This window comes from Pseudomonas fluorescens (assembly GCF_902498065.1).
GTDB lineage: Bacteria > Pseudomonadota > Gammaproteobacteria > Pseudomonadales > Pseudomonadaceae > Aquipseudomonas > Aquipseudomonas fluorescens_BJ.
In genome coordinates, this window is sequence record NZ_CABVIR010000008.1 from 48,690 (window position 1) to 71,075 (window position 22,386).

At 59.8% G+C, this 22,386-nt stretch carries 21 protein-coding genes and 4 tRNA genes; 10 read left to right on the top strand and 15 right to left on the bottom strand.

Annotation, left to right across the window (positions count from 1 at the left end; translation table 11 throughout):
* The first annotated feature begins 120 nt into the window (after positions 1 to 120).
* Positions 121 to 360: a DUF2790 domain-containing protein gene (locus tag F8N43_RS23840; protein ID WP_150633599.1), complete on the top strand. Its 240-nt coding sequence runs from the start codon at positions 121 to 123 to the stop codon at positions 358 to 360.
* Between the two features lie 18 nt (positions 361 to 378).
* Here F8N43_RS23840 and F8N43_RS23845 read toward each other — a convergent pair whose 3' ends face one another.
* From F8N43_RS23845 to F8N43_RS23865, 5 genes are all read right to left on the bottom strand, one after another.
* A complete protein-coding gene (locus F8N43_RS23845) occupies positions 379 to 1,026 on the bottom strand; it encodes a methyl-accepting chemotaxis protein (RefSeq protein WP_150633600.1) in 648 nt (215 codons plus the stop codon).
* The gene (locus tag F8N43_RS23850) at positions 1,023 to 2,291 is read right to left on the bottom strand and encodes an OprD family porin (protein ID WP_150638282.1); all 1,269 of its coding nucleotides are present in this window, start codon (positions 2,289 to 2,291) and stop codon (positions 1,023 to 1,025) included. Before F8N43_RS23850 ends, F8N43_RS23845 begins: the two co-directional genes overlap by 4 nt.
* Positions 2,292 to 2,308: 17 nt before the next feature.
* The gene (locus tag F8N43_RS23855; protein WP_150633602.1) at positions 2,309 to 3,514 is read right to left on the bottom strand and encodes a benzoate/H(+) symporter BenE family transporter; all 1,206 of its coding nucleotides are present in this window, start codon (positions 3,512 to 3,514) and stop codon (positions 2,309 to 2,311) included.
* Positions 3,511 to 4,878: an aromatic acid/H+ symport family MFS transporter gene (locus F8N43_RS23860; RefSeq protein ID WP_150638284.1), complete on the bottom strand. Its 1,368-nt coding sequence runs from the start codon at positions 4,876 to 4,878 to the stop codon at positions 3,511 to 3,513. The genes F8N43_RS23855 and F8N43_RS23860 overlap by 4 nt, the downstream gene beginning before the upstream one ends.
* A gap of 309 nt (positions 4,879 to 5,187) precedes the next feature.
* A complete protein-coding gene (locus F8N43_RS23865; RefSeq protein ID WP_150633604.1) occupies positions 5,188 to 5,655 on the bottom strand; it encodes an FAD/FMN-containing dehydrogenase in 468 nt (155 codons plus the stop codon).
* Between the two features lie 194 nt (positions 5,656 to 5,849).
* On the opposite strand from F8N43_RS23865, the gene F8N43_RS23870 reads away from it, so the two are divergent.
* The 5 genes from F8N43_RS23870 to F8N43_RS23890 all read left to right on the top strand — a co-directional run bounded on the left by F8N43_RS23870 (position 5,850) and on the right by F8N43_RS23890 (position 9,326).
* Complete coding sequence (locus tag F8N43_RS23870; RefSeq protein ID WP_017340830.1) at positions 5,850 to 6,476, top strand: DUF1780 domain-containing protein; 627 nt, start codon at positions 5,850 to 5,852, stop codon at positions 6,474 to 6,476.
* The gene (locus F8N43_RS23875) at positions 6,473 to 7,000 is read left to right on the top strand and encodes an MOSC domain-containing protein (protein WP_150633605.1); all 528 of its coding nucleotides are present in this window, start codon (positions 6,473 to 6,475) and stop codon (positions 6,998 to 7,000) included. Before F8N43_RS23870 ends, F8N43_RS23875 begins: the two co-directional genes overlap by 4 nt.
* A gap of 55 nt (positions 7,001 to 7,055) precedes the next feature.
* Positions 7,056 to 7,229, top strand: a complete 174-nt coding sequence (locus F8N43_RS23880) for a DUF3094 domain-containing protein (protein WP_008028730.1) — start codon at positions 7,056 to 7,058, stop codon at positions 7,227 to 7,229.
* A 60-nt stretch (positions 7,230 to 7,289) separates the two neighbouring features.
* On the top strand, positions 7,290 to 8,588 hold the full coding sequence (locus F8N43_RS23885; RefSeq protein ID WP_150633606.1) for an NAD(P)/FAD-dependent oxidoreductase: 1,299 nt from the start codon (positions 7,290 to 7,292) through the stop codon (positions 8,586 to 8,588).
* A 339-nt stretch (positions 8,589 to 8,927) separates the two neighbouring features.
* The gene (locus F8N43_RS23890) at positions 8,928 to 9,326 is read left to right on the top strand and encodes an EF-hand domain-containing protein (protein ID WP_150654468.1); all 399 of its coding nucleotides are present in this window, start codon (positions 8,928 to 8,930) and stop codon (positions 9,324 to 9,326) included.
* Positions 9,327 to 9,388: 62 nt separating this feature from the next.
* On the opposite strand, the gene F8N43_RS23895 is transcribed toward F8N43_RS23890, so the two are convergent.
* The 8 genes from F8N43_RS23895 to rluD all read right to left on the bottom strand — a co-directional run bounded on the left by F8N43_RS23895 (position 9,389) and on the right by rluD (position 16,258).
* On the bottom strand, positions 9,389 to 11,014 hold the full coding sequence (locus tag F8N43_RS23895; RefSeq protein ID WP_150654469.1) for a methyl-accepting chemotaxis protein: 1,626 nt from the start codon (positions 11,012 to 11,014) through the stop codon (positions 9,389 to 9,391).
* Positions 11,015 to 11,165: 151 nt separating this feature from the next.
* A tRNA-Pro gene (locus F8N43_RS23900) sits at positions 11,166 to 11,242 on the bottom strand.
* A gap of 95 nt (positions 11,243 to 11,337) precedes the next feature.
* A tRNA-Lys gene (locus F8N43_RS23905) sits at positions 11,338 to 11,413 on the bottom strand.
* Positions 11,414 to 11,418: 5 nt separating this feature from the next.
* A tRNA-Pro gene (locus F8N43_RS23910) sits at positions 11,419 to 11,495 on the bottom strand.
* A 9-nt stretch (positions 11,496 to 11,504) separates the two neighbouring features.
* Positions 11,505 to 11,580, bottom strand: a tRNA-Asn gene (locus F8N43_RS23915).
* Between the two features lie 298 nt (positions 11,581 to 11,878).
* On the bottom strand, positions 11,879 to 14,443 hold the full coding sequence (clpB, locus tag F8N43_RS23920) for an ATP-dependent chaperone ClpB (protein ID WP_150633479.1): 2,565 nt from the start codon (positions 14,441 to 14,443) through the stop codon (positions 11,879 to 11,881).
* 130 nt (positions 14,444 to 14,573) lie between these two features.
* A complete protein-coding gene (pgeF, locus tag F8N43_RS23925; RefSeq protein WP_150633480.1) occupies positions 14,574 to 15,299 on the bottom strand; it encodes a peptidoglycan editing factor PgeF in 726 nt (241 codons plus the stop codon).
* A complete protein-coding gene (gene rluD, locus F8N43_RS23930) occupies positions 15,296 to 16,258 on the bottom strand; it encodes a 23S rRNA pseudouridine(1911/1915/1917) synthase RluD (RefSeq protein ID WP_150633481.1) in 963 nt (320 codons plus the stop codon). Before rluD ends, pgeF begins: the two co-directional genes overlap by 4 nt.
* Before the next feature lie 151 nt (positions 16,259 to 16,409).
* On the opposite strand from rluD, the gene F8N43_RS23935 reads away from it, so the two are divergent.
* The 4 genes from F8N43_RS23935 to F8N43_RS23950 all read left to right on the top strand — a co-directional run bounded on the left by F8N43_RS23935 (position 16,410) and on the right by F8N43_RS23950 (position 20,703).
* Entirely contained in the window at positions 16,410 to 17,432 is a 1,023-nt protein-coding gene (locus F8N43_RS23935) for an outer membrane protein assembly factor BamD (protein ID WP_150633482.1), read from the top strand.
* Positions 17,433 to 17,556: 124 nt separating this feature from the next.
* Positions 17,557 to 17,790, top strand: a complete 234-nt coding sequence (locus F8N43_RS23940; protein ID WP_150633486.1) for a PP0621 family protein — start codon at positions 17,557 to 17,559, stop codon at positions 17,788 to 17,790.
* A complete protein-coding gene (locus F8N43_RS23945; protein ID WP_150654470.1) occupies positions 17,780 to 19,369 on the top strand; it encodes a sensor histidine kinase in 1,590 nt (529 codons plus the stop codon). The genes F8N43_RS23940 and F8N43_RS23945 overlap by 11 nt, the downstream gene beginning before the upstream one ends.
* 2 nt (positions 19,370 to 19,371) lie before the next feature.
* The gene (locus F8N43_RS23950) at positions 19,372 to 20,703 is read left to right on the top strand and encodes a sigma-54-dependent transcriptional regulator (RefSeq protein ID WP_150633488.1); all 1,332 of its coding nucleotides are present in this window, start codon (positions 19,372 to 19,374) and stop codon (positions 20,701 to 20,703) included.
* Positions 20,704 to 20,821: 118 nt separating this feature from the next.
* Here F8N43_RS23950 and thiO read toward each other — a convergent pair whose 3' ends face one another.
* Complete coding sequence (gene thiO / locus F8N43_RS23955) at positions 20,822 to 21,922, bottom strand: glycine oxidase ThiO (protein ID WP_150654471.1); 1,101 nt, start codon at positions 21,920 to 21,922, stop codon at positions 20,822 to 20,824.
* A 53-nt stretch (positions 21,923 to 21,975) separates the two neighbouring features.
* A complete protein-coding gene (locus tag F8N43_RS23960) occupies positions 21,976 to 22,374 on the bottom strand; it encodes a type IV pilin protein (RefSeq protein ID WP_150633490.1) in 399 nt (132 codons plus the stop codon).
* Positions 22,375 to 22,386 lie beyond the last annotated feature (12 nt).

Below are 22,386 nucleotides of genomic sequence, written 5' to 3' on the forward strand. Positions count from 1 at the left end.
GGCAACCCGGCATGGATGATTGTTACGTTTCCTGCAACGCTGAATCAGCCTCAGCCCCCTTTATCCATCACAGCCGAGGACTAAACTTCAAGCATCAAAACCAACACCGAGTCGACAAAAATGAAAACCCTGACCACCCTGTTTCTGACCCTGATCGCCACCTCAGCCATGGCCGCCAGCGAGCCCGCCGCCACCCCGTACGACCCCGCACAACCGCTGGACATCGCCAAGGTGGTTTCCATCACCGACACCGCCACCTCGTGCGACGTCGTACCGGCAACCATGGTCTACATTGACCATCAGGGCCAGACCCATAGCGTGACCTACTCAGTCATGGGCAATTGCACGAGCAGCCTGTAACACCGGGCAACCCGCGACTCACACGATCAGCCGTTTCGCCTGCAACGCCAAATCATGCAGGCCGGCCAAACGCGCCATGATCCGTTCGACCACCTCGACCCTGGCCACCGCACCGCTTTGCAATTCACCCATCGAGTGCAAAGCCACTCCAGCCTTTTCCAGCCCCAGACGGGTTGAACCGGATAACTGCTGAAGACCCTGGCGCGCCTGCTCCGCCGACTGTTCCAGCCCCGTGGCGATTTGCCGGATCTGCGCACTGGAGTCCGCGGCCTGACGCGAGAGATTGCGCACTTCATCGGCGACCACCGCAAACCCTCGGCCATGGTTGCCCGCCCTCGCCGCCTCGATGGCCGCGTTGAGCGCCAGCAGATTGGTCTGACGGGCAATGTCCTGAATGCTGCCGACAATCGCGCCGATGCGCATCGACTGACTGCCGAGTTCATCGAACACCTGATCCAGACGCTGCATGTAGAGGTTCAGATCCTCCAGCACACTGGCCGACGACTGCATGCTTTGCGCACTCGCCTTGACCCGATCGCCGGCCGTGCGCGCCAGTTGATTGGCAAAGCGCATGTCTTCCTCGGTTTGCAGCACCGACTCGGTCAATTGCTCCAGTTTGACCTGCAGGCCGATGGTGTACGGCGGTTGTTCTTTTTCAAGGCTCATAGCAGCGTCCAGGTGTAACTGAGGATCAGGCGGTTTTCGTCGATATCGCTGCGGTAGTTGGAACGGGCCATCACGTTGCGCACCCGAATCCCGAGGCCTTTGAGGCTGCCGCTTTGCAGCACGTAACCGAGGTCGAGATCCCGCTCGCGGTCCTTGCCCTCGAAGCCCTGCCCGGTGTCGACGTTATTACCGGAGATGTAACGCACGGTGCTGGTCAGCCCAGGCACACCGAGCGCGGCGAAGTCGTAGTCGTAACGTGCCTGCCACGAGCGTTCGTCGGTGTAGGCGAACTCGTAGGTCGGCACCTCATTGCCCAGCGGCGAGATGTTGGCGAAGACGCGTGGGAATGCGCTGTCACCGAACATCCCCTGATACCCGACATAAAACGTATGGCCACCGCGCTTGGCGGACAACAGCGAGAAGAACGCCTGGTTATCGATGTTGCCCAGCAGCTTCTTGCCGTCTTCGCGCGAATCGTAGTAACCCAGGTTCGCGCCCAGAATCCAGTCCCCCATCGGTTCGCTGTGCTTGAGACCGAGAAAGCGCTGGTTGTAGATATCTTCCAGTTGCCCGAACCAGGCACTGACCGAACTGCGTTTATCGTTGAAGGCGTAATCGGCACCGGCGAAATTGAAGCCGTCACTGCTGACCTGACGTTGCGGCACGTGGCCGAGCATGGCCTGCATCTTTTCGTCGCCGGCCTCGTTGCGCAGGCTGGTGGTATTCAAATGGCCACCCTGCAAGGTCAGGCCATTGATCTCATTGGAACTGATGCTTGCACCTTGATAGCTGGGCGGCAGCAGGCGGATATCACTGAACGCCAGCACCGGCAGATTGGGTTGCAGCTCCCCGACCTTCAGCTCGGTTTTTGAAAAACGCACCTTCAGCGCCGCTTCGAGACGGCTGTAATCATTCGCCGCGCGCCCGTCATCTTTAACCGGCAGCAAACCGGTGTTCACCCGATCCGGGCTGCTGTCGAGCTTGAGGCCGAGCAGGCCGATCACATCCACACCGAATCCGACCGGCCCTTGGGTGTAACCGGATTTGACGTTGAGGATGAAGCCCTGTGCCCACTCTTCGGCCTTCGACTGTTTGTTGGCCCCGACGATGTCGGAGAAGTCCCGACTGAAGTAGTAATTGCGTGCTTGCAAGGTGGCCGTGGTGTCTTCGATAAAGCCACTCTCGGCCGCCATCGCGCTGGCGGAGAAACCCGAGACGACCGCCATGGACAACACTGACCCGGTTGTTGGAAAAATCTGTTTCATCGTTTGTTCTCTTATTTTTATTGATCGACAGTTGGAAGAGCTTCAGCCGCCGCGCTTTCGCGACGGGCGTTTAACAACACATGGGTGACCATGCCGAAAATCAGTCCCCAAAAAGCCGCGGACAACCCCAACAACGACATGCCCGAGGCGGTGGTGAGAAAGGTCACCAACGCGGCTTCGCGATCAGTCGGCACCGCCATTGCGCCGGCTAGCGCTCCGGCAATCGCGGCGAACAGCGCCAGCCCGGCCAGCGCCGCGATCAGCTCTTTGGGGAACGCCGAAAACAGCGACACCAGGGTGGCGCCGAAGATGCCCAGCACCAGGTAACACAGCCCACCGACCACCCCGGCCACGTAGCGCTTGCCGGGATTTTCATGGGCCTCGCGACCGGTACAAATGGCCGCGGTAATCGCCGCCAGATTCAGCCCGTGGCAACCGAACGGCGCCAACAACGCCGTGCCCAGCGCGCTGCTGGCGATGATCGGGCCGGATGGCGTCGCGTAACCGCTGGCCCGAAGCACCGCGATGCCGGGCACGAACTGACCGGTCAGCGCCACCATCACCAACGGCAAGGCGATGTTCAGCGTTGCACTCAGGCTGAACTCCGGCGTGATCCACACCGGCGTGGCCAACCCGATCACCAGGGCTTCGCTGTGCAAGTCACCGGCGAGAAACGCCATCGAGCAGCCCACCAGCAGCACCATCAACACCGCATAACGCGGCATCAGCCGTTTGCAGATCAGGTACGTGGCAAACATCGCCAGCACCAGCCACGGTTTGCCCTGCAACGAGACAAACAACCCGGTGCCGAAACTGAACAAAATCCCCGCCAGCATCGCCGCCGCTATCGCCGCCGGCAGTTTGCCGATGATCCGGTCAAACGCCCCCGACACCCCGACCAGGAAAATGATCAGGCTGCTGACCAGGTACGCGCCCACCGCCTCCGGCATCGAGATCCCCGGTAACAACGCCACCAGCAGCGCCGAGCCCGGCGCCGACCACGCGATGATCACCGGCACGCGGTAACGCAGGCTCAAACCGATGCCGAGCACCGCGCTGCCGATGGAAATCGCCCAGACCCACGACGACAGCACTTCCCGCGACAGGTGCGCGGTCTCGGCCGCCTGGAAAATAATCACCAACGGGCCGGCGTAGGAAATCACCGTGGCGATAAATCCGGCGACGGCCGCCGACAGGGAAAAATCCCGGACAAACGCTTTCACGAAACTTCGCCGACAGACCCGGCTGGCGAACCGTGGCGCAGGCCCGACAGCGCTTGCCTGTGACTGCGCTGACTGCTGATGGCGAACACGGTCATGGCAATCGCGGCCACTGCGCCGGGCAAGGCAAACGCCATGAAATTCAGTTGCAGCGGCAGGCTGATCCCGAGCAAGGCACCGCCCAGCAGAGGCCCGACAATCGCGCCGTTACGTCCGATGCCCGAGGCCCAACCCAGACCGGTGGAGCGAATGGTCATGGAGTAGAACTGCGCAGCGCAGGCGTACAGCAGAATCTGCGATCCGATGGTGGTGGCGCCCGCGATGGCGATCAGCAGGTACAGCAGCGGCATCGGGCTGTTGAAACCGAGCAAGGTGATCGACACGGCGGCGACGGCGAAGAACACCGCCAACACCCGCGGCAGGTTCAGTTTGTCACCCAGCACGCCACCACCGACCGCGCCAAAAATAGCGCCGAAGTTGAGCACCAGCAGGAACGACAGGCTAGAACCCAGACTGTAACCGGCGTTGGCCATCAGTTTCGGCAGCCACGAACTCAAGGCGTAAACCATCAGCAAGCAGCAGAAAAACGCCAGCCACAGCATCAGCGTGCGCAGCGCGCGCCCCTCGCGAAACAGTTGCAGCACGGGGGTCCCGGTGCCCTTCACTTCGCTCATGTGCAGTTGATCGCTGGTCTGCGCGACGTACGCCGGATCCACCCGTTGGAGAATGGCGCGCGCCTCTTCATTACGCCCCTGACGCAGCATGAAACCCACCGACTCGGGCAGGAAATACATGATCAGCGGCAACAACACCAACGGCAGCACCGCGACATAAAACACCGATTGCCAGCCGAAGCTCGGAATCAGCACGATGCCCAGCCCCGCCGAGAGCATGCCGCCTACGGAGTAGCCGCTGAACATGATCGCCACCAGCGTGCTGCGGATTTTCTTCGGCGCGTACTCGTTCATCAGCGCCACGACGTTGGGCATCACCCCGCCGATGCCCAGGCCGGCGATGAACCGGCACAGGCCGAACTCGGTGGGGTTGCGGGCAAAACCATTGAGCACGGTAAAACCGCTGAAGAGCATCACGCAGATCGTGATGGCTTTCTTGCGGCCGATCCTGTCCGAGAGCGGGCCGAAAAACAGCGCGCCGAACATCATTCCAAACAATGCGTAACTTCCCAGCGCGCCGGCCTGCAAGGGACTGAGCCCCCACTCTTTCATCAGCATCGGCAACACCACGCCGTAGATCACCAAATCGTAACCGTCGAAAATGATGATCAGGGCACACCAGAACAGCACCATCCAGTGGAAGCGGTTGAATCGAGCGTTGTCGATAACCTCATGTACGTCGATCTTGCGCATGGCATTCATCTCTTGTTGTTGTTTTATTCAGAGCGTCGGTAAAGCGGCTAACGTCCCGTAAAGCCGAGGGTAAAGTTGCCAGGCGCGGGGCAATATCCGCTTTGCGCAGATCGCTATCCGTTTTGTGCAGGGCCCTGAATCGGGCGCGGGAGGGAGGAATGTCGCGGCAGGCTTTTGCTCCTGCGCGACAAACAGTCTTTCTGGCGATCACCTTTGGACGCCAAGCCGGGGTCTATGGATGACCCCGACTACTTTCACCTGCCGGCCGTTGCGGCCGAACAAGTCAACGCATACGTCACTGAAGCCCGATCACGGCCGGGCCTTCTCCAGTGCCTCACGCAGTTGCGCCGCCGTGGCGTATTCGTGCTCACCGACCACTTGACCGTCCTTGAGCGCCAGCCACAACACTTTATCCACGGCCCCGGGGTAACGCGGCGCCACGCGCCCGTCACGGTCGAGCATCACGCGATAGGAATAATCGCGCATGGCCGGCACGGCGAACATCTTCGCGATCAGCCGAGGCATGCGCTGGATATCCGCGACAAATACCGCGTGCCGGGCTTCCAGATAGCCCTTGGGCTGGCCCTGCAGTGCTGCGTCGACCAGTTTCGCGGCGTCCATGCTGCGCGCCACCAGCAGCGTCTGCGTCTGGTTGTCGAGCGTGAAGGCCTGATCGAACTGATCAAGCAAGGTCCACGGCGCCAGCCGCTCACCCACCTCCAGCGCCTGAGCCCAGAGAGGCACAAGACTGAGCAATAACACGGGCCATAATTTCACGACATTCCCCTCGTTGAGGCGCTTGAGCGCAATGAATCCAGTCTACACCGCCTTTATTGCACACCCAGTCGCCGCAACACCGATCACAGAAACATCGTGGGAACCCGACCGCCGTTGACGCCTGCGGGGCCATTACGACCTTGTTTCAACGCAAAGCTTTCAGCTTGTCGCATTTGAACGCTAAGCTTGGGCCTATGGATGACTCAGATTATCTACGCCTGCTGACCATTGCGGCCGAGCAAGCCAACGCGTTCCTTTCCAATGCCCGCAAATGGGAGCGTGAGCGTTGGGTGTGCCAGCGCCTGCTGCAAGGCCTGAACATTCCTTACCGCGTCGACGAATTTGCCCCTGCCGGGGAGCCGCCGGACGTGTTGTTTCGCGATGCGAATTTCGAAGTGTTTTTCGTGCTCGACGAGGGCCGGCGCCTCAATGATGAGTGGCGCGATGAACTGCAGCGGCGACGCAGTGCGTTTTCCTTGAGTTCGCTGGTGCGCCGTGAGGCCAAGCCCAGACGCATTCCGGCCAATGAGTTCCTGCTGAGACTGGCGCCGACCTTGCGCAAAAAAGCGCACAACTACAAAGAGCGCGGCATGGACCTGGGCGAACTGGACATCATCGCCTTCGCCAGCCTCAAGCGCGAAGTGCTCGACCTCAACAGCCATTTCCCACCGCCCACCGAATACTTGCGTCAGGGTTGGCGCTCGTTGTCGCTGGTCGGGCCGACCTTCGCTCGTGTGCTGTTCGCCCATCCGGATGCACCGGATTTCCTGCGCAGCAACCTCGGTCGCAGCATCGTCTTCGATGTCGGGATCAGCCTGTGAGTCCGCTGCAGGAACTGATCGCTGAAGTCCCGCAAACCGGCCGCGTCCGCTGGATCGGCGTGCGCCCGCAGCCCCATGTGCCGATGATCGAACTGGAGGCCGTGGAGGCGCGGCTCGAGGCCGGCCTGACCGGCGATCGCGCCCGCCCCGGCGCGCGCAATGCGCGACAAGTGACGTTGATTCAATGGGAGCATCTGGCAGTGATCAGCTCGCTGATGGGCCGGCCGGAAGATAATCCGGTGTCACCTAATGACTTGCGGCGCAACCTCGTGATCAGTGGGATCAACCTGTTCAGCCTCAAGGGCCGCCGCTTCAAAATCGGCCAGGCGATTTTCGAAACCACCGGTTGGTGCCAGCCTTGCGCACGCCTGCAAAACAACCTCGGCCCCGGCACTTTTCAGGCCGTTCGCGGACATGGCGGAATCACCGCCCGAGTGTTACAAAGTGGAATCATTCGCCTGGACGATACAGTCAGCGTCGAGCCGATTCCGGCCAGCGGCTATGCTCCGTTCAATGTGGGGTAAAACCCCCTGTAGCTTCTACACATTCAGCAACGTCTACCCCCTGACGAGGCCCGATATGACCAGCCGCCTGAACCCCGACGACCAGAAGCATGTCGAAGAGTACCTGCACCTGTCCCAGCACCGAGTCGAGCGCCGGCCTTTCCGGCCGTGGATGCTCCTGGTGGTGGTACTGGCAGTGACCATTGGCCTGGGCCTGTTGAGCCGATTTATCAGTTACCTGACGCTATGAGCTGCATCGCGCTCGCTCGGGTAATTGCACCGATTTCTTTTAGCCTTGCGAGATATCCCCATGACTCATCGTATTGTCATCGTTGGCGGCGGCGCCGGCGGTCTGGAGTTGGCTACCCGTCTGGGTAAGACTCTGGGCAAGCGCGGCACGGCCAGTGTGATGCTGGTCGACGCGAACCTGACCCACATCTGGAAACCGCTGTTGCACGAAGTGGCGGCCGGGTCTTTGAACTCTTCCGAAGACGAACTCAATTATGTTGCCCAGGCAAAATGGAACCACTTCGAGTTCCAGCTGGGGCGCATGAGCGGGCTCGATCGCGAACAGAAGAAAATCCAGTTGGCCGCCACGTATGACGAAGCCGGCCTGGAACTGGTGCCAGCACGTGAAGTGCCATACGACTCGCTGGTGATCGCAGTCGGCAGCACCACCAACGATTTCGGTACCCAGGGAGCAGCGCAACATTGCCTGTTCCTCGACACCCGCAAACAGGCCGAGCGCTTCCATCAGCAACTGCTCAATCATTATTTGCGCGCGCACGCCGGGCAGACGGATGTGGTGCAGCAGATCAGCGTGGCGATCGTAGGTGCCGGCGCCACGGGCGTCGAGCTGGCCGCCGAACTGCACAATGCCGCGCATGAACTGGCGGCTTATGGTCTGGACCGGATCAAACCGGAGAACATGCACATCACCCTGATCGAGGCCGGTCCACGGGTACTGCCAGCGCTGCCGGAACGGATTGGCGGCCCTGTGCATAAAACCCTGGAGAAACTCGGGGTCAACGTCATGACCAATGCGGCCGTCAGTGAAGTGACCGCCGACAGCCTGATCACCGCCGACGGCAATGTGATCAACGCCAGCCTCAAGGTCTGGGCCGCCGGCATCCGTGCGCCGGGTTTCCTCAAGGACATCGACGGTCTGGAAACCAATCGCATCAACCAGCTGCAAGTGCTGCCGACCCTGCAAACCACCCGTGACGAGAACATCTTCGCCTTCGGTGACTGCGCGGCCTGCCCGCAACCAGGCACCGATCGAAATGTACCGCCGCGTGCCCAGGCTGCGCATCAACAGGCGTCGTTGCTGGCCAAATCGCTGAAGCTGCGGATCGAAGGCAAGCCGTTGCCTGTGTACAAGTACACCGATTACGGTTCGTTGATTTCGCTGTCGCGTTTTTCGGCTGTGGGTAACTTGATGGGCAACCTGACCGGCAGCGTGATGCTTGAGGGGTGGTTGGCGCGGATGTTTTATGTGTCGCTGTACCGCATGCACCAGATGGCGCTGTATGGCGCGTTTCGTACGGCGATGTTGATGTTGGGGAGCAAGATTGGGCGCGGAACCGAGCCGCGCCTGAAGCTGCATTAAATATTCGGCGCTCGTCAGGACCCCATCGCGGGCAAGCCCGCTCCCACAGGTGATGTGTCGGACCCAGGCTCCATGGTCAGCATCTAACCCTGTGGGAGCGTGGCTTGCCCGCGATACAGGCGCCTCGGTCTATCCTGCAAACACATGTGTGTCTCACTGTATCTCCCCCGCGGTTTCGCCCCTTCGCTTACAAATCCCCCCCTGCGCGACACAGTAGCGGTACACCCCGCCCGTTAAATGGCCACATCCGAGCAAGGCACCCCGCCAACTACGGTTATCGCCGCACTTACGTGGCAACCTTTATCGAGTGGTTGCGTCGTGCAACCCAGGAGATTTGAAATGTCCCGTACCACCAAGAACACTATCGGTTTGCTCGGCGCTGTCCTCGCTGGCGGCATGATGTTGACCGGCTCCGTTTTCGCCTCGCAGCCACTGACCCAGGGCTACCTGCTGGCCTCGGCCGAACAGGTGGTGAAAACCCCTGAAGGCAAGTGTGGCGAAGGCAAGTGTGGTGATGCATCGATGGCAAAAACCGACACCGACGGCGACGGAAAAGTGTCCCGCGCCGAATTCCTGAAAGTCGCGCCCAAGTCCAATTTCGACAAGATCGACACCAACCATGACGGCTTCATCGACGAACAAGAAGCGTTCGACAACGTGAAAGCCAACTACGAAGCCAATGGCAAGAAAATGCCAAAAGGCCTGTTCGAGCACCTGAAAGACCAGGACGGCGCCTAAGTATCCGGGCATCAGACCGCGCTTCTCCATCGAGAGGCGCGGTATTTTTTCGTCTGGCGGTCTTACACGCGAAAGCGCTGCACCAGGCCTTGCAAGGCATTGGCCAGTTTTGACAGCTCATGACTGGAAGCACTGGTCTGGTCGGCGCCGGCAGCGGAGCGAACCGACAAGTCGCGGATATTCACCAGATTGCGATCCACTTCCCGAGCCACTTGGGCCTGCTCTTCGGCTGCACTGGCAATCACCAGATTGCGCTCATGAATCTCATGGACCGAAGCCGTGATGGTCTGCAATGCATCGCCAGCCCGTTCGGCCAACACCAGCGTGCTGGCGGCACGGGAAGCGCTGGCGTTCATCGAGTCCAGCGCCAGGCTCGAACCGTTGCGCATACCCTGAACCATTTGTTCGATTTCCTGGGTCGATTGCTGCGTGCGATGCGCCAGCGCACGCACTTCATCGGCCACCACCGCAAAACCACGCCCGCTTTCACCCGCGCGCGCCGCTTCAATCGCAGCGTTGAGCGCCAACAGATTGGTTTGCTCGGCGATGGCCCGAATCACATCCAGCACCTTGCCGATGTCCTGGGATTGATTAGCCAGCGACTGCACCAACTCACCGGTGTGCTGCACATCACTGGCCAGGGCGCTGATGGCGCTCGCAGTCTCGCTGACCCGCTCCTGCCCCAGGTGCGCCGACTCGCTCGACTGACGAGTGGCATCGGAGGTCGACACTGCGTTGCGTGCAACTTCTTCGACGGCAGAGGTCATTTCGTTGACGGCCGTGGCGGCCTGCTCAATTTCGTTGTTCTGTTGTTGCAGCCCTTGGGTGCTGTCGAGCGTGACAGCATTCAACTCGTCAGCCGCCGTGGCCAACTGAGTGGCTGAACCGCTGATGGCTTGCAAGGTTTCACGCAGGTTCTGCTGCATGGTCGCCAGCGCCCTGAGCAAGCGACTCACTTCGTCATTGCCATGGGTCGCAATTGGCCGGGCCAAATCGCCCTGCGCCACGCTTTCCGCTGCCGACAGGGCCTCGTTCAGCGGACGGACGATACTGCGAGTCAGCAACATCGCCAGGCCGACAGTCGCCAACGCCGCGAGCGCGATGAACAGACTGACGATGGACCGGGAGGTTTCGTAATGCGCTGCGGACTTCTGGCTTTCAATGGCGACCTGTTTGGCGAACAGGTCCGCCAGGTCATTGAGCTGTTTACCGGAACCATCGACCACGGTTTTCATATCGACCAGCAGAAGTTTGGTCAGCTCCTCACGACGCCCCTGCTCGGCCAGGGTGAAAGACTGAGCAATGCCGGTGCGATAGGCGGCAAAGGTGGTTTTGAACTGGTCATACAAGGCCTGACCTTCAGCGGTATCGACCAGTTTGTCGTAAGCCGCAATTTTCTCGCTCAATTCCTTGTCACGAGTGTCCATCTGACTGCGGTAGGTCGGAATGTTCTTCGCGTCTTGATCCAGCGCCATGCGCAAGGAAATGGTGCGGATGCGCAACATCAGCTCGCGGATCTCGTCACCTCCGCGAATGCTCGGCAGCCATTGCTTCTCCACCGCCACCTCGCTCTCGCGAATGCTCGACATTTGCCCCAGGGCAAAGATTCCGAGCAACGCCACCAGCACGGCGATCAAGGCAAAACCCAGCGCAGCACGAGGGGCAATATTCAGCTGACGAAGAAACATAACGAGCGCCTTTACTGTTGTTGGCTTGAATGGGAGCTCGCGAGAGCGCCCGACAGCTCGTTATCGGCTAGTTGTATGATGACTTGAAAGGATTTGGTTTTTTCGAAGGCAAAAAAAATCCCCGTATCTTTCGATACGAGGATTTTTAATATGGTCGGGGTAAGGGGATTCGAACTCCTGACATCCTGCTCCCAAAGCAGGCGCGCTACCGGACTGCGCTATACCCCGGTAAAAAAAAGGCACCCGTTAAAGGCGCCTTCTTCGATCAGCGCTTTTGGCCTCTGATCTTAAGATTCGATTCCAGCGCTAACTGGTTTCAAAAATGGTGGGTCGTGTGGGATTCGAACCTACGACCAATTGGTTAAAAGCCAACTGCTCTACCAACTGAGCTAACGACCCAAAAATGGTCGGGGTAAGGGGATTCGAACTCCTGACATCCTGCTCCCAAAGCAGGCGCGCTACCGGACTGCGCTATACCCCGGTTTGAAATTGGCTCCGTGACCAGGACTCGAACCTGGGACCCAATGATTAACAGTCATTTGCTCTACCGACTGAGCTATCACGGAACTACATATTTCAATTTACAACTGTGAAGCTTGCTTCACCTCTTCGACCCGTTCGCATCGCTGCGTTCGTGTGTCTGAGGCGCGCTATTCTACAATTTTAAGCACCTCTGTCAACCCCCTAAATTGCATTCAAGTTAATGATTTGCAACTTATTTCAGATTTCTGCTTGGGGAGCAGAAACCCTTCCGGGTGACTTACTGCGGGGCGCACTTTACAAGCCTTTTCCTTTAAGTTCAACAACCTGACGAAAAAAAGGCCTCGCAATGCGAGGCCTCTTCATTTTTGCCGTGGATGTGGATCAGGCGAAAACGATTTCGTCGTTCTCCACGACCCCTTTGGCGGTATCGCCGGGCATGAAACGACCCGACAGAATCAGCTGTGCCAGCGGGTTTTCGATCCAGCGCTGAATCGCCCGTTTCAGCGGCCGTGCGCCGTACACCGGGTCGTAGCCGACCGCGATCAGCTTGTCCATGGCCTCAGGGCTGAGTTCCAGCTTCAGTTCGCGCTCAGTCAATCGACTGCGCAGACGACTCAACTGGATCTCGGTAATGCCCGCGATCTGATCCCGCGCCAGTGGCTCGAAGATCACCACTTCGTCGACCCGGTTGATGAACTCCGGCCGGAAGTGCGTGGAAATCGCATCCATAACCGCCGCGCGCTGAGCCTCACGATCACCGACCAGCTCCTGGATCTGTACCGAGCCCAGGTTGGACGTCATGACAATCACAGTGTTCTTGAAATCCACCGTGCGGCCATGGCTGTCAGTCAGGCGACCATCTTCCAGCACTTGCAGCAAGATGTTGAACACGTCCGGGTGGGCCTTCTCGACCTCATCCAGGAGGATCACCGAATAAGGCTTGCGACGCACCGCCTCGGTCAGGTAACCGCCCTCCTCGTAACCTACGTAGCCTGGTGGCGCACCGATCAACCGGGCCACGGAATGTTTCTCCATGAACTCGGACATGTCGATCCGCACCATCGCCTCTTCGGTATCAAAGAGGAACTCGGCCAACGCCTTGCACAGCTCGGTTTTACCGACACCGGTCGGGCCGAGGAACATGAACGAACCGCTTGGGCGATTCGGGTCGGACAACCCGGCCCGCGAACGCCGCACCGCGTTGGAAACCGCGATCACCGCTTCGTCCTGACCAATCACACGCTGGTGCAACAGACTTTCCATCTTCATCAGCTTGTCGCGCTCGCCTTCGAGCATTTTCGACACGGGAATGCCGGTCCACTTCGAGACGACTTCAGCGATTTCTTCCTCGGTCACCTTGCTGCGTAGCAACTGGTTTTCGCTTTTGCCATGCTGGTCGACCATTTGCAGGCTGCGCTCCAGGTCCGGGATCACCCCGTATTGCAACTCGGCCATGCGGTTCAGGTCGCCTTTACGGCGTGCGGCTTCCAGTTCCTGACGGGACTGTTCGATTTTCTGCTGGATCTGTGCAGAACCCTGGACTTCGGCTTTTTCCGAGTTCCAGATTTCTTCGAGGTCCGAATACTCACGCTCGAGACGAACGATTTCTTCCTGGAGTTTTTCCAGACGCTTGATCGCCGCTTCGTCGCTCTCTTTCTTCAGCGCCTGGGATTCCACCTTCAGCTGAATCAGACGACGCTCCAGACGGTCCAGTACCTCCGGCTTGGAGTCGATCTCCATGCGGATGCGGCTGGCGGCTTCGTCGATCAGGTCGATGGCCTTGTCCGGCAGCTGACGGTCCGTAATGTAACGGTGACTGAGCTTGGCGGCGGCGATGATCGCGCCGTCGGTGATCGCCACTTTGTGGTGAACCTCGTAACGCTCTTTCAGGCCACGCAGGATGGCGATGGTGTCTTCTTCGCTCGGCTCGTCCACCAACACTTTCTGGAAACGCCGCTCGAGGGCCGCATCCTTCTCTATATATTGGCGATACTCGTTGAGCGTGGTCGCGCCGACGCAATGCAACTCGCCACGGGCCAACGCTGGCTTGAGCATGTTGCCCGCATCCATCGAGCCTTCGCCCTTACCGGCACCGACCATGGTGTGCAGTTCGTCGATGAACAGAATGATCTGCCCTTCCTGCTTCGACAATTCGTTGAGCAGGGATTTCAGGCGCTCTTCGAACTCGCCACGGTATTTGGCGCCGGCAATCAGCGCGCCCATGTCGAGGGAAAGCAGGCGCTTGCCTTTCAGGCCATCCGGCACTTCACCGTTGATGATCCGTTGGGCGAGGCCTTCGGCAATGGCGGTTTTACCCACGCCAGGCTCACCGATCAGTACCGGGTTGTTCTTGGTGCGGCGTTGCAGCACCTGAATGGTCCGGCGAATTTCGTCGTCACGACCGATCACCGGATCGAGCTTGCCGTCTTCGGCGCGCTTGGTCAGGTCGACGGTGTACTTATCCAGCGCCTGACGCGATTCCTCGTGGTTGGCGTCGTTGACCGCTTCGCCGCCACGCAGGTTGTTGATCGCGTTTTCCAGGGCTTTTTTGCTGACGCCCTGACCGAGCAACAATTTGCCGAGTTTGCTGTTCTCGTCCATCGCGGCGAGCAGCACCAGCTCACTGGAAATGAACTGATCACCTTTCTGCTGGGCCAGTCGATCGGCCTGGTTGAGCAGGCGCGCCAGATCCTGCGACATGTTGACGTCGCCGGTCGGGTTCTGGATTTTTGGCAGCTGATCGAGCTCTTTGGTCAGCTCTTTGCGCAGGCTGTTGACGTCGAAACCGACCTGCATCAACAGGGGTTTGATTGAACCACCCTGCTGCTCAAGCATGGCTTGCATCAAGTGCGCCGGCTCAATGCCGGGATGGTCAAGACCGACGGCCAGCGATTGGGCGTCGGAGAGTGCTAACTGTAATTTGCTGGTTAAACGATCGATACGCATGGGTCACCTTCCTTTTGAGCAGGCCGGACCTATAAAACATCCTGAATGAAGAAACCTGCCAGATACCGTTATAGATGCGGTCGATTCTGGGAGTTTCAAGCGTCGTACAGTTGATGTAGATCAGAGAAGTCTAGTGTTCTAACCAGACAAGGGAGGCAAACCGACCAGTGCGTGGACTGCGGCGGTAAGAAAAGAAGCGCGGATCGGTCACGGTGCAGAAACCGCCGCCATATATAGCGGTAACGCCGCGAACAGCCAGACGCAAGCGCGCCAGCTCGTAGATATCGGCCATGAACTTGCCGGTATTGGCACTGGGCACAAAGGCTTTGGCGGCCTCAGGCAGTTGCTCGACGAAGGTTTCGCGCACTTCCGGGCCGACTTCAAAGGCTTGCGGGCCAATCGCCGGGCCGAGCCAGACCAGCACGTCTTCCGGTGGCACCGCCAGCGCGTCGAGCGTCGCTTCGAGCACACCCGCCGCCAACCCGCGCCAACCGGCATGGGCCGCTGCGACGCGAGTACCGGCACGGTCGCAGAACAGCGCCGGTAGGCAATCAGCCGTCATCGCCGCGCAGGCAATGCCGGGCGTTGCCGTCCAGCTGGCATCGGCAGTGGCTACCTGCTCGGGGTCCGCATGAGCCACGACAATGCCGTGGACCTGCTTTAACCAAGCCGGTTGAATAGAGAAATGATCGGTAAGGCGGCGACGGTTTTCGGCAACAGCCTCAGGGCTGTCGTCGACGTGATCGCCGAGATTGAGGCTGTCGAACGGCGCCAGACTGACGCCGCCCGCTCGGGTGGTGACGCAGGCTTTCACCCCGGCAGGCGCAGGCCAGTCGGGAATCAGCCAGTCACTCATCCGATGAACGCCTCGCGGTCTTGCTTGAGCAGGGTCAGCAACCAGACGAAATCATCAGGCAGTGGCGATTCCCAGCTCATGCGCTTACCGGTGGTCGGGTGATCCAGCTCCAGGAAGCGCGCATGCAGCGCTTGACGCGGGAACGTCTTCAAGGAATCGACCATGGTCTGGCTGGCTGCCGGCGGAATACGGAAACGACCGCCGTAGGCAGGATCTCCGACCAACGGGTAGTTGATGTGGGCCATGTGCACGCGAATCTGGTGCGTACGACCGGTTTCCAGCTTCACCCGCACGTGAGTGTGGGAGCGGAAACGCTCGAGCACGCGGTAATGGCTGACGGCTTGCTTGCCACCTTCCATCACGGCCATGCGCTGGCGTTGCTGGCCGTGACGACCGATCGGCGCGTTGATCTTGCCGCCTGCGGTCACCACACCGATCACGATGCACTCGTAGATACGGCTGACGCTGCGGCTCTGCAACTGTGTTACCAGTTGCGTCTGCGCTTGAATGGTCTTGGCCACCACCATCAGACCGGTGGTGTCCTTGTCCAGGCGATGCACGATACCGGCGCGGGGCACATTGACGATGTCCGGCACGTGGTGCAGCAAGGCGTTGAGCAAGGTGCCATCAGCGTGACCGGCAGCCGGGTGCACCACCAGGCCCGCAGGCTTGTTGATCACCAGGATGTCGTCATCTTCATAGACGATATCCAGCTCGATGTCCTGAGCGATCCATTCGCCCTGAGCTTCCTGCTCGGCAGTCAACTCAAGAATGGCGCCACCGTGAACGATGTCTCGCGGGCGGATAACCGCCCCATCCACAGTCAGGCGGCCGTCTTTGATCCAGGCGGAAAGGCGCGAGCGCGAGTGCTCAGCGAATAATTGTGCGGCGACTTGATCGAGGCGTTGGCCGCCCAATTCGGACGGCACCTCTGCGCGAAGTTCAATTTTATCGGACATGCTCAGACTAGGCGTCGGCACAGCCTTTGGTTTCGGCTGCGCGCTTGTGGTTAAATACGGCGTCTTTTGCCCCGAGGCTATTCAACGGGGCGCTCATCATAACAGGACGGCCCCGCCCAAGACAGCGGCCGTCATAGGGACGCAAGCCGCCATGCAAGTGAAACACCTGCTGCTGATCGCCATCCTCGCATTGACCGCTGCTTGCTCATCGAAGGAAGTCGTAGACGAAAACCTGAGCGAAGTCGAGCTGTACCAGCAGGCACAGCGCGATCTGGACAACAATAGCTACACCGCCGCCACAGCCAAGCTGAAGGCGCTGGAGTCGCGTTATCCGTTCGGTCGCTACGCCGATCAAGCTCAACTCGAGCTCATCTACGCCAACTACAAGAACACTGAGCCTGAGGCTGCGAAGTCTGCCGCCGAGCGTTTCATTCGTTTGCACCCACAGCATCCGAACGTGGATTACGCCTATTACCTCAAGGGCCTGACCTCTTTCGACCAGGACGTCGGCCTGCTGTCGCGTTTCCTGCCGCTGGACATGACCAAGCGTGACCCGGGCGCTGCTCGCGACTCCTACAACGAGTTCGCCCAGTTGACCAGCCGCTTCCCGAACAGCCGCTACTCGCCGGACGCCAAGCAGCGCATGATTTACCTGCGCAACCTGCTGGCAGCCTACGAGATTCACGTCGCCGACTATTACCTGACCCGTCAGGCCTACGTCGCTGCCGCGAACCGTGGTCGTTACGTCGTGGAAAACTTCCAGGAAACCCCATCGGTCGGTGACGGCCTGGCGATCATGACCGAAGCCTACCAGCGTCTGCACCTGGACGACCTGGCGGCCACCAGCCTCGAAACACTGAAGCTCAACTACCCGAACCATCCAACTCTGGTGGACGGTCAGTTCGTGCCGTCGGTCGACGAAGCCGACAACCGTTCGTGGCTGAGCAAGGCCACCCTGGGCCTGATCGAGTCGCGTCCACCACTGCCGCCGGGTGAAACCCGCGCCAACCAGGACGTGCAGAAGCAGTTCCAGGACGCCAAGGACGCGATCCCGAACGATCTCAAGCCTAAAGATGAAAATGGTGACGTGATCGAAGAAGAGGAACACGAAGCGGAAGGCAATAACAGCGATCGCTCGTGGTTCAGCTACATGACCTTCGGTGTGTTCGACTGATACACCGGGTTGTGCAAAAAGGGAGACTCTTGAGTCTCCCTTTTTATTTCCGCGATTTATTACGCTGTGCGCCCGTCATCTCCTTGGCTAAACTGCAGAATCACTCGTCATAAAGCAGCTCCCCATGCTTCGTTTACTGTTCTGGATCGCCCTGATTGCCGCTGCGGTATGGTTCTGGCGCAAGTTCAAGGGCCAGGCCTCTGCGCCCAAGTCCTCTGCCGAGCTGGAGGCGGCGCCCATGGTTCGCTGCGCCCATTGCGGCGTACACCTGCCCCGCGACCGCGCGCTGAGCCTTCAACAACAGTGGTATTGCAGCCAGGCTCATCTTGAGCAAGGCCCGGGCTCCAGTGATCGCTGAGACCTCCAGTCCCGGCAGCAAACAGGCTCAGCGACTGCTGCGCCTCTATCACCTTTACCGTCTAAGCGTCGGCATCACTCTGGTGCTGCTCATTTCCAGCAACCTGGACAACCAGTTGCTGACGTTCGCCAATGACAACCTGTTGCGCAGTGGCAGCTGGTTGTACCTGGTACTGAACATTTTGTTGGTGGTCTTCTTCGAGAACACCCGCCGCCCAGCGCAACTGTTCGGGCTCGCGCTGATTGATGTCTTGCTGCTATGTGGCCTGTTCTACGCCGCTGGCGGTGTCGCCAGCGCCATCGGCAACCTGCTGATCGTCTCGGTGGCTATCAGCAATGCCTTGCTGCGAAGCCGCATCGGCCTGCTGATCGCCGCCGTCGGTGCGCTCGGCATCGTCGGGCTGAGCTTTCTCCTTAGCTTCAGCCATCCCGCCAGCCCCAACGATTACCTGCAAGCCGGCACCCTCGGCGCGCTGTGCTTTGCCGCAGCGTTGCTCGTGCAAGGCTTGATCCAACGCCTGGAAGTCAGCGAAACCCTCGCCGAACAACGGGCCAGCGAAGTGGTGGGTCTCGAAGCCCTCAATGCATTGATCCTGCAGCGCATGCGCACCGGCATCCTGGTGCTCGATGACCAGCGCCGAGTGCAATTGGCCAACCACAGCGCGCTGGCCCTACTGGGCCGAGTCAATCTCGAAGGCCAACGGATCGACGACTGCTCGCCCGATCTGGTCGAACGCCTGCAACTGTGGCTGAACAATCCGACGTTGCGCCCCCAGAGCCTGAAGATCGCCAACAGTGGCCTGGAACTGCAACCGAGCTTCATTGCCTTGGCCCAAGGCCCACACCACCAAACCCTGGTCTTCCTTGAGGATCTCGCACAAATAGCCCAACAAGCCCAACAACTGAAGCTCGCCGCCCTCGGGCGCCTGACGGCGGGTATTGCCCACGAAATTCGCAATCCTCTGGGCGCCATTAGTCATGCCGCTCAGCTATTGCAGGAATCGGAGGAACTGAACGGCGCGGATCGACGTCTGACCCAGATTATTCAAGACCACTCTCAGCGAATGAATCGGGTTATCGAAAACGTCCTGCAACTGTCCCGCCGCCAGCAAACCGTGCCGCAACGACTCGATCTGAAGCCGTGGCTGGAACAGTTCGTTGCGCAAAGTCGCGAAGGAGCGATCGACAGTCAGCAGATTCACCTGCACATCGATTCAGGCGAATTCAATACCCTGATGGACCCGAACCAGCTCACGCAGATTCTCGACAATTTGTTGCGTAACGCCTGGCGTCATAGCGCACAGGCGCACGATCAGGCTCAGGTCTGGCTCGATTTGTTTGTCGACCCCGGCAGCCAGTTGCCAATCATCGAGGTTCGCGACGATGGCCCCGGCGTAGCACCGGATCAACAGGTGCATTTGTTCGAACCGTTCTTTACCACCAGCGCCCAAGGCACCGGCCTGGGGCTATATCTGTCGCGTGAATTGTGCGAAAGCAACCAGGCCCGCCTAGACTTCAAGCCACGCCACGATGGCGGCTGCTTTCGCATCACCTTTGCTCACGGACGGAAACAAAGTTGAACATGAGCCCACGGCAAAAAGTCCTGATCGTCGACGACGAACCGGACATTCGCGAACTCCTGGAAATCACCCTGGGACGGATGAAACTCGACACCTTCAGCGCCCGCAATCTCGGCGAAGCCCAAGCGCTGTTGAAGCAAGAAACGTTCGATCTGTGCCTGACCGACATGCGCCTGCCGGACGGCACCGGTCTTGAACTGGTGCAACATATTCAGCAACGCTACCCAAACCTGCCGGTGGCGATGATCACCGCTTACGGCAGCCTCGAAACGGCGATCAACGCCCTCAAGGCCGGCGCCTTCGACTTCCTGACCAAACCGGTGGACCTCACGCGACTGCGCGAACTGGTCACCAGCGCCCTGCGCATGCCGGCACCGGGCGCCGCCATCGACCGACGGTTACTGGGCGACTCGCTGCCCATGCGCAGCCTGCGTAAACAAATCGACAAACTGGCCCGCAGTCAGGCGCCGGTCTACATCAGTGGCGAATCCGGCAGCGGCAAGGAACTGGTCGCCCGACTGATCCACGAACAAGGACCGCGTGCCAACCAGGCGTTTGTCCCGGTCAATTGCGGGGCGATACCGTCGGAACTGATGGAGAGTGAGTTTTTCGGCCATCGAAAAGGCAGCTTCAGCGGCGCTATCGAAGACAAGCCCGGGCTGTTCCAGGCCGCCCAGGGTGGCACGCTGTTCCTCGACGAAGTGGCAGATTTACCGCTGGCGATGCAAGTCAAACTGCTGCGGGCGATTCAGGAGAAAGCCATTCGCAGCGTGGGTGGTCAACAGGAGTCCGTGGTCGATGTGCGGATCCTCTGCGCCACTCACAAAGACCTCGACGCCGAAGTCGCCGCCGAACGCTTTCGCCAGGATTTGTACTACCGGCTGAATGTGATCGAACTGCGGGTTCCACCGTTGCGCGAACGCCGCGACGACATCGAGTCATTGGCCAGTCATGTGCTCAAACGTCTGGCTGCCGGCAGCGGCCAACCCGCCACCAAACTCCACCCACAAGCACTTGAAGCGCTGAAAAGCTATCGCTTTCCGGGCAATGTGCGGGAATTGGAGAACATGCTCGAACGCGCTCACACCCTGTGCGACAACAAGCAGATCGAAGCCAGCGACCTGCGGCTGGCCGAAGGCAATTGCAGCGCCGACAGCGGTGTGCCGGACCTGACGCAGATCGACAACCTGGAAGACTATCTGGACAACGTCGAACGCAAACTCCTCCTCCAGGCCCTGGAGGAGACTCGCTGGAACCGCACCGCGGCGGCTCAGCGATTGAATTTGTCGTTTCGGTCGATGCGTTACAGGCTGAAAAAATTCGGACTGGATTGAGGGCCTCATCGCGGGCAAGCCCGCTCCCACAGGTTTTGCGTCGATTGAAAATATTGTGATCGACGCAATCCTTGTGGGAGCGGGCTTGCCCGCGATGGCGATATAACAGACACCGCGATTAAATTCGCCCGATCGGCGCATACGGCGCCGGATCAATGATCGGCGCCCTGCCCAGCATCACATCCGCGAACAACTGGCACGACGCCGGCGCCAGCACCAACCCGTTACGGTAATGCCCGCAGTTGAGCCACAACCCATCGAAACCCGGCACCCGGCCGATGTAGGGGATGCCCTCCGGCGAGCCCGGTCGCAGCCCCGCCCAATGCCCGACCACCTCGGCCTCCGCCAGCGCTGGAATCAATTCCACCGCAGACGCCTTCAGACTTTCAAGCGCAGAGCCGGTCGGCGTCTTGTCGAAGCCTTCATGTTCCAGCGTGCTGCCAATCAGAATGTGTCCATCCCGACGGGGAATCGCATAACGCCCCTTGGCCAGCACCATGCTCGGCAGGAAGTCCGCCGAGCACTTGTAAAGAATCATCTGCCCTTTCACGGGCTCAACCGGCAACGCCAGGCCCAGGCTTTTGAGCAAATCACCGCTCCAGGCGCCAGCCGTCAGCACCACCTGATCACCGTGGATCGCGCCCGACGAAGTCTGCACGCCAACGACTTTTTCGCCGTCACGAACGAAACCGCTGACTTCGCACTGTTCATGAATCGTCACATTCGGCAGCGCCAGCAAGGCCGCCTTGAGGGATTTCACCAGCCGCGGATTGCGTACGTTGGCCACGTCGGCCATGTAGATCGCCCGGGAGAAACCGGCACCCAGGACCGGCACCGCATCATGCGCAGCCGAGATATCCACAGCCCGCAGCGGACGGTTTTCCCGCTCGGCCCAGGCCAGCGCCTCAGCTTCATCATCCAGGTCCAGCCAATACAGGCCGGTGGTGTGCACCTCGGGATCAACCCCGGTCGCGGCAAACAGGCGCTCGCCCAGCTGTGGATAAAAGTCCTGAGACCAATGGGCCAGCGCGGTAACTGCCGGGCTATAGCGCCATGGGTAAAGCGGCGAAACGATGCCACCGCCGGCCCATGACGACTCCTGACCGACATTCGAACGGTCCAGCAGCACAACGCTCTGTACCTCGGACGCGAGATTGAACGCCGTCAGCAGGCCAATCACACCGCCGCCGACTATCACCACTTGCTGTTGCATGGTCATGTTCCGATCCAACCGTTAAATAGACAGGAGGCGCAAAAGGCGCCCGAAAAAAATCAGCGACCCCAGCAATCTTTGGTGGTCAGTCCGGCCGTCGCATTGACCATGCTTCTGACACCGGTGTTGGTGATGGTGAAATCGCCACACTTGTCAGTCGCCATGCTGCCGGCCTTGCGGGTAGCGGTCAGCAGGAAGGTCTGGTCGGTCAGGGTCGGGGTGATGGTGTAGTAGTCATTGCCGGTGCTCAGGCCGACTGCACCGGTGTAGACATTACTCTTCGAGTAAAACCGTTCGAGCATCTGCGCCTGTTCGGAGAGCAGCCCGGCCACTTCAGCCCGGCGGCCCTTTTTCACGTATTCGGTGAGGCTAGGGTAGCCAATGGTGATGACGATCCCGATGATCGCAATCACGATCATGATTTCGATCAGGGTAAAACCTCGGTTGGATCTGCGCATGCCTCAACTCTC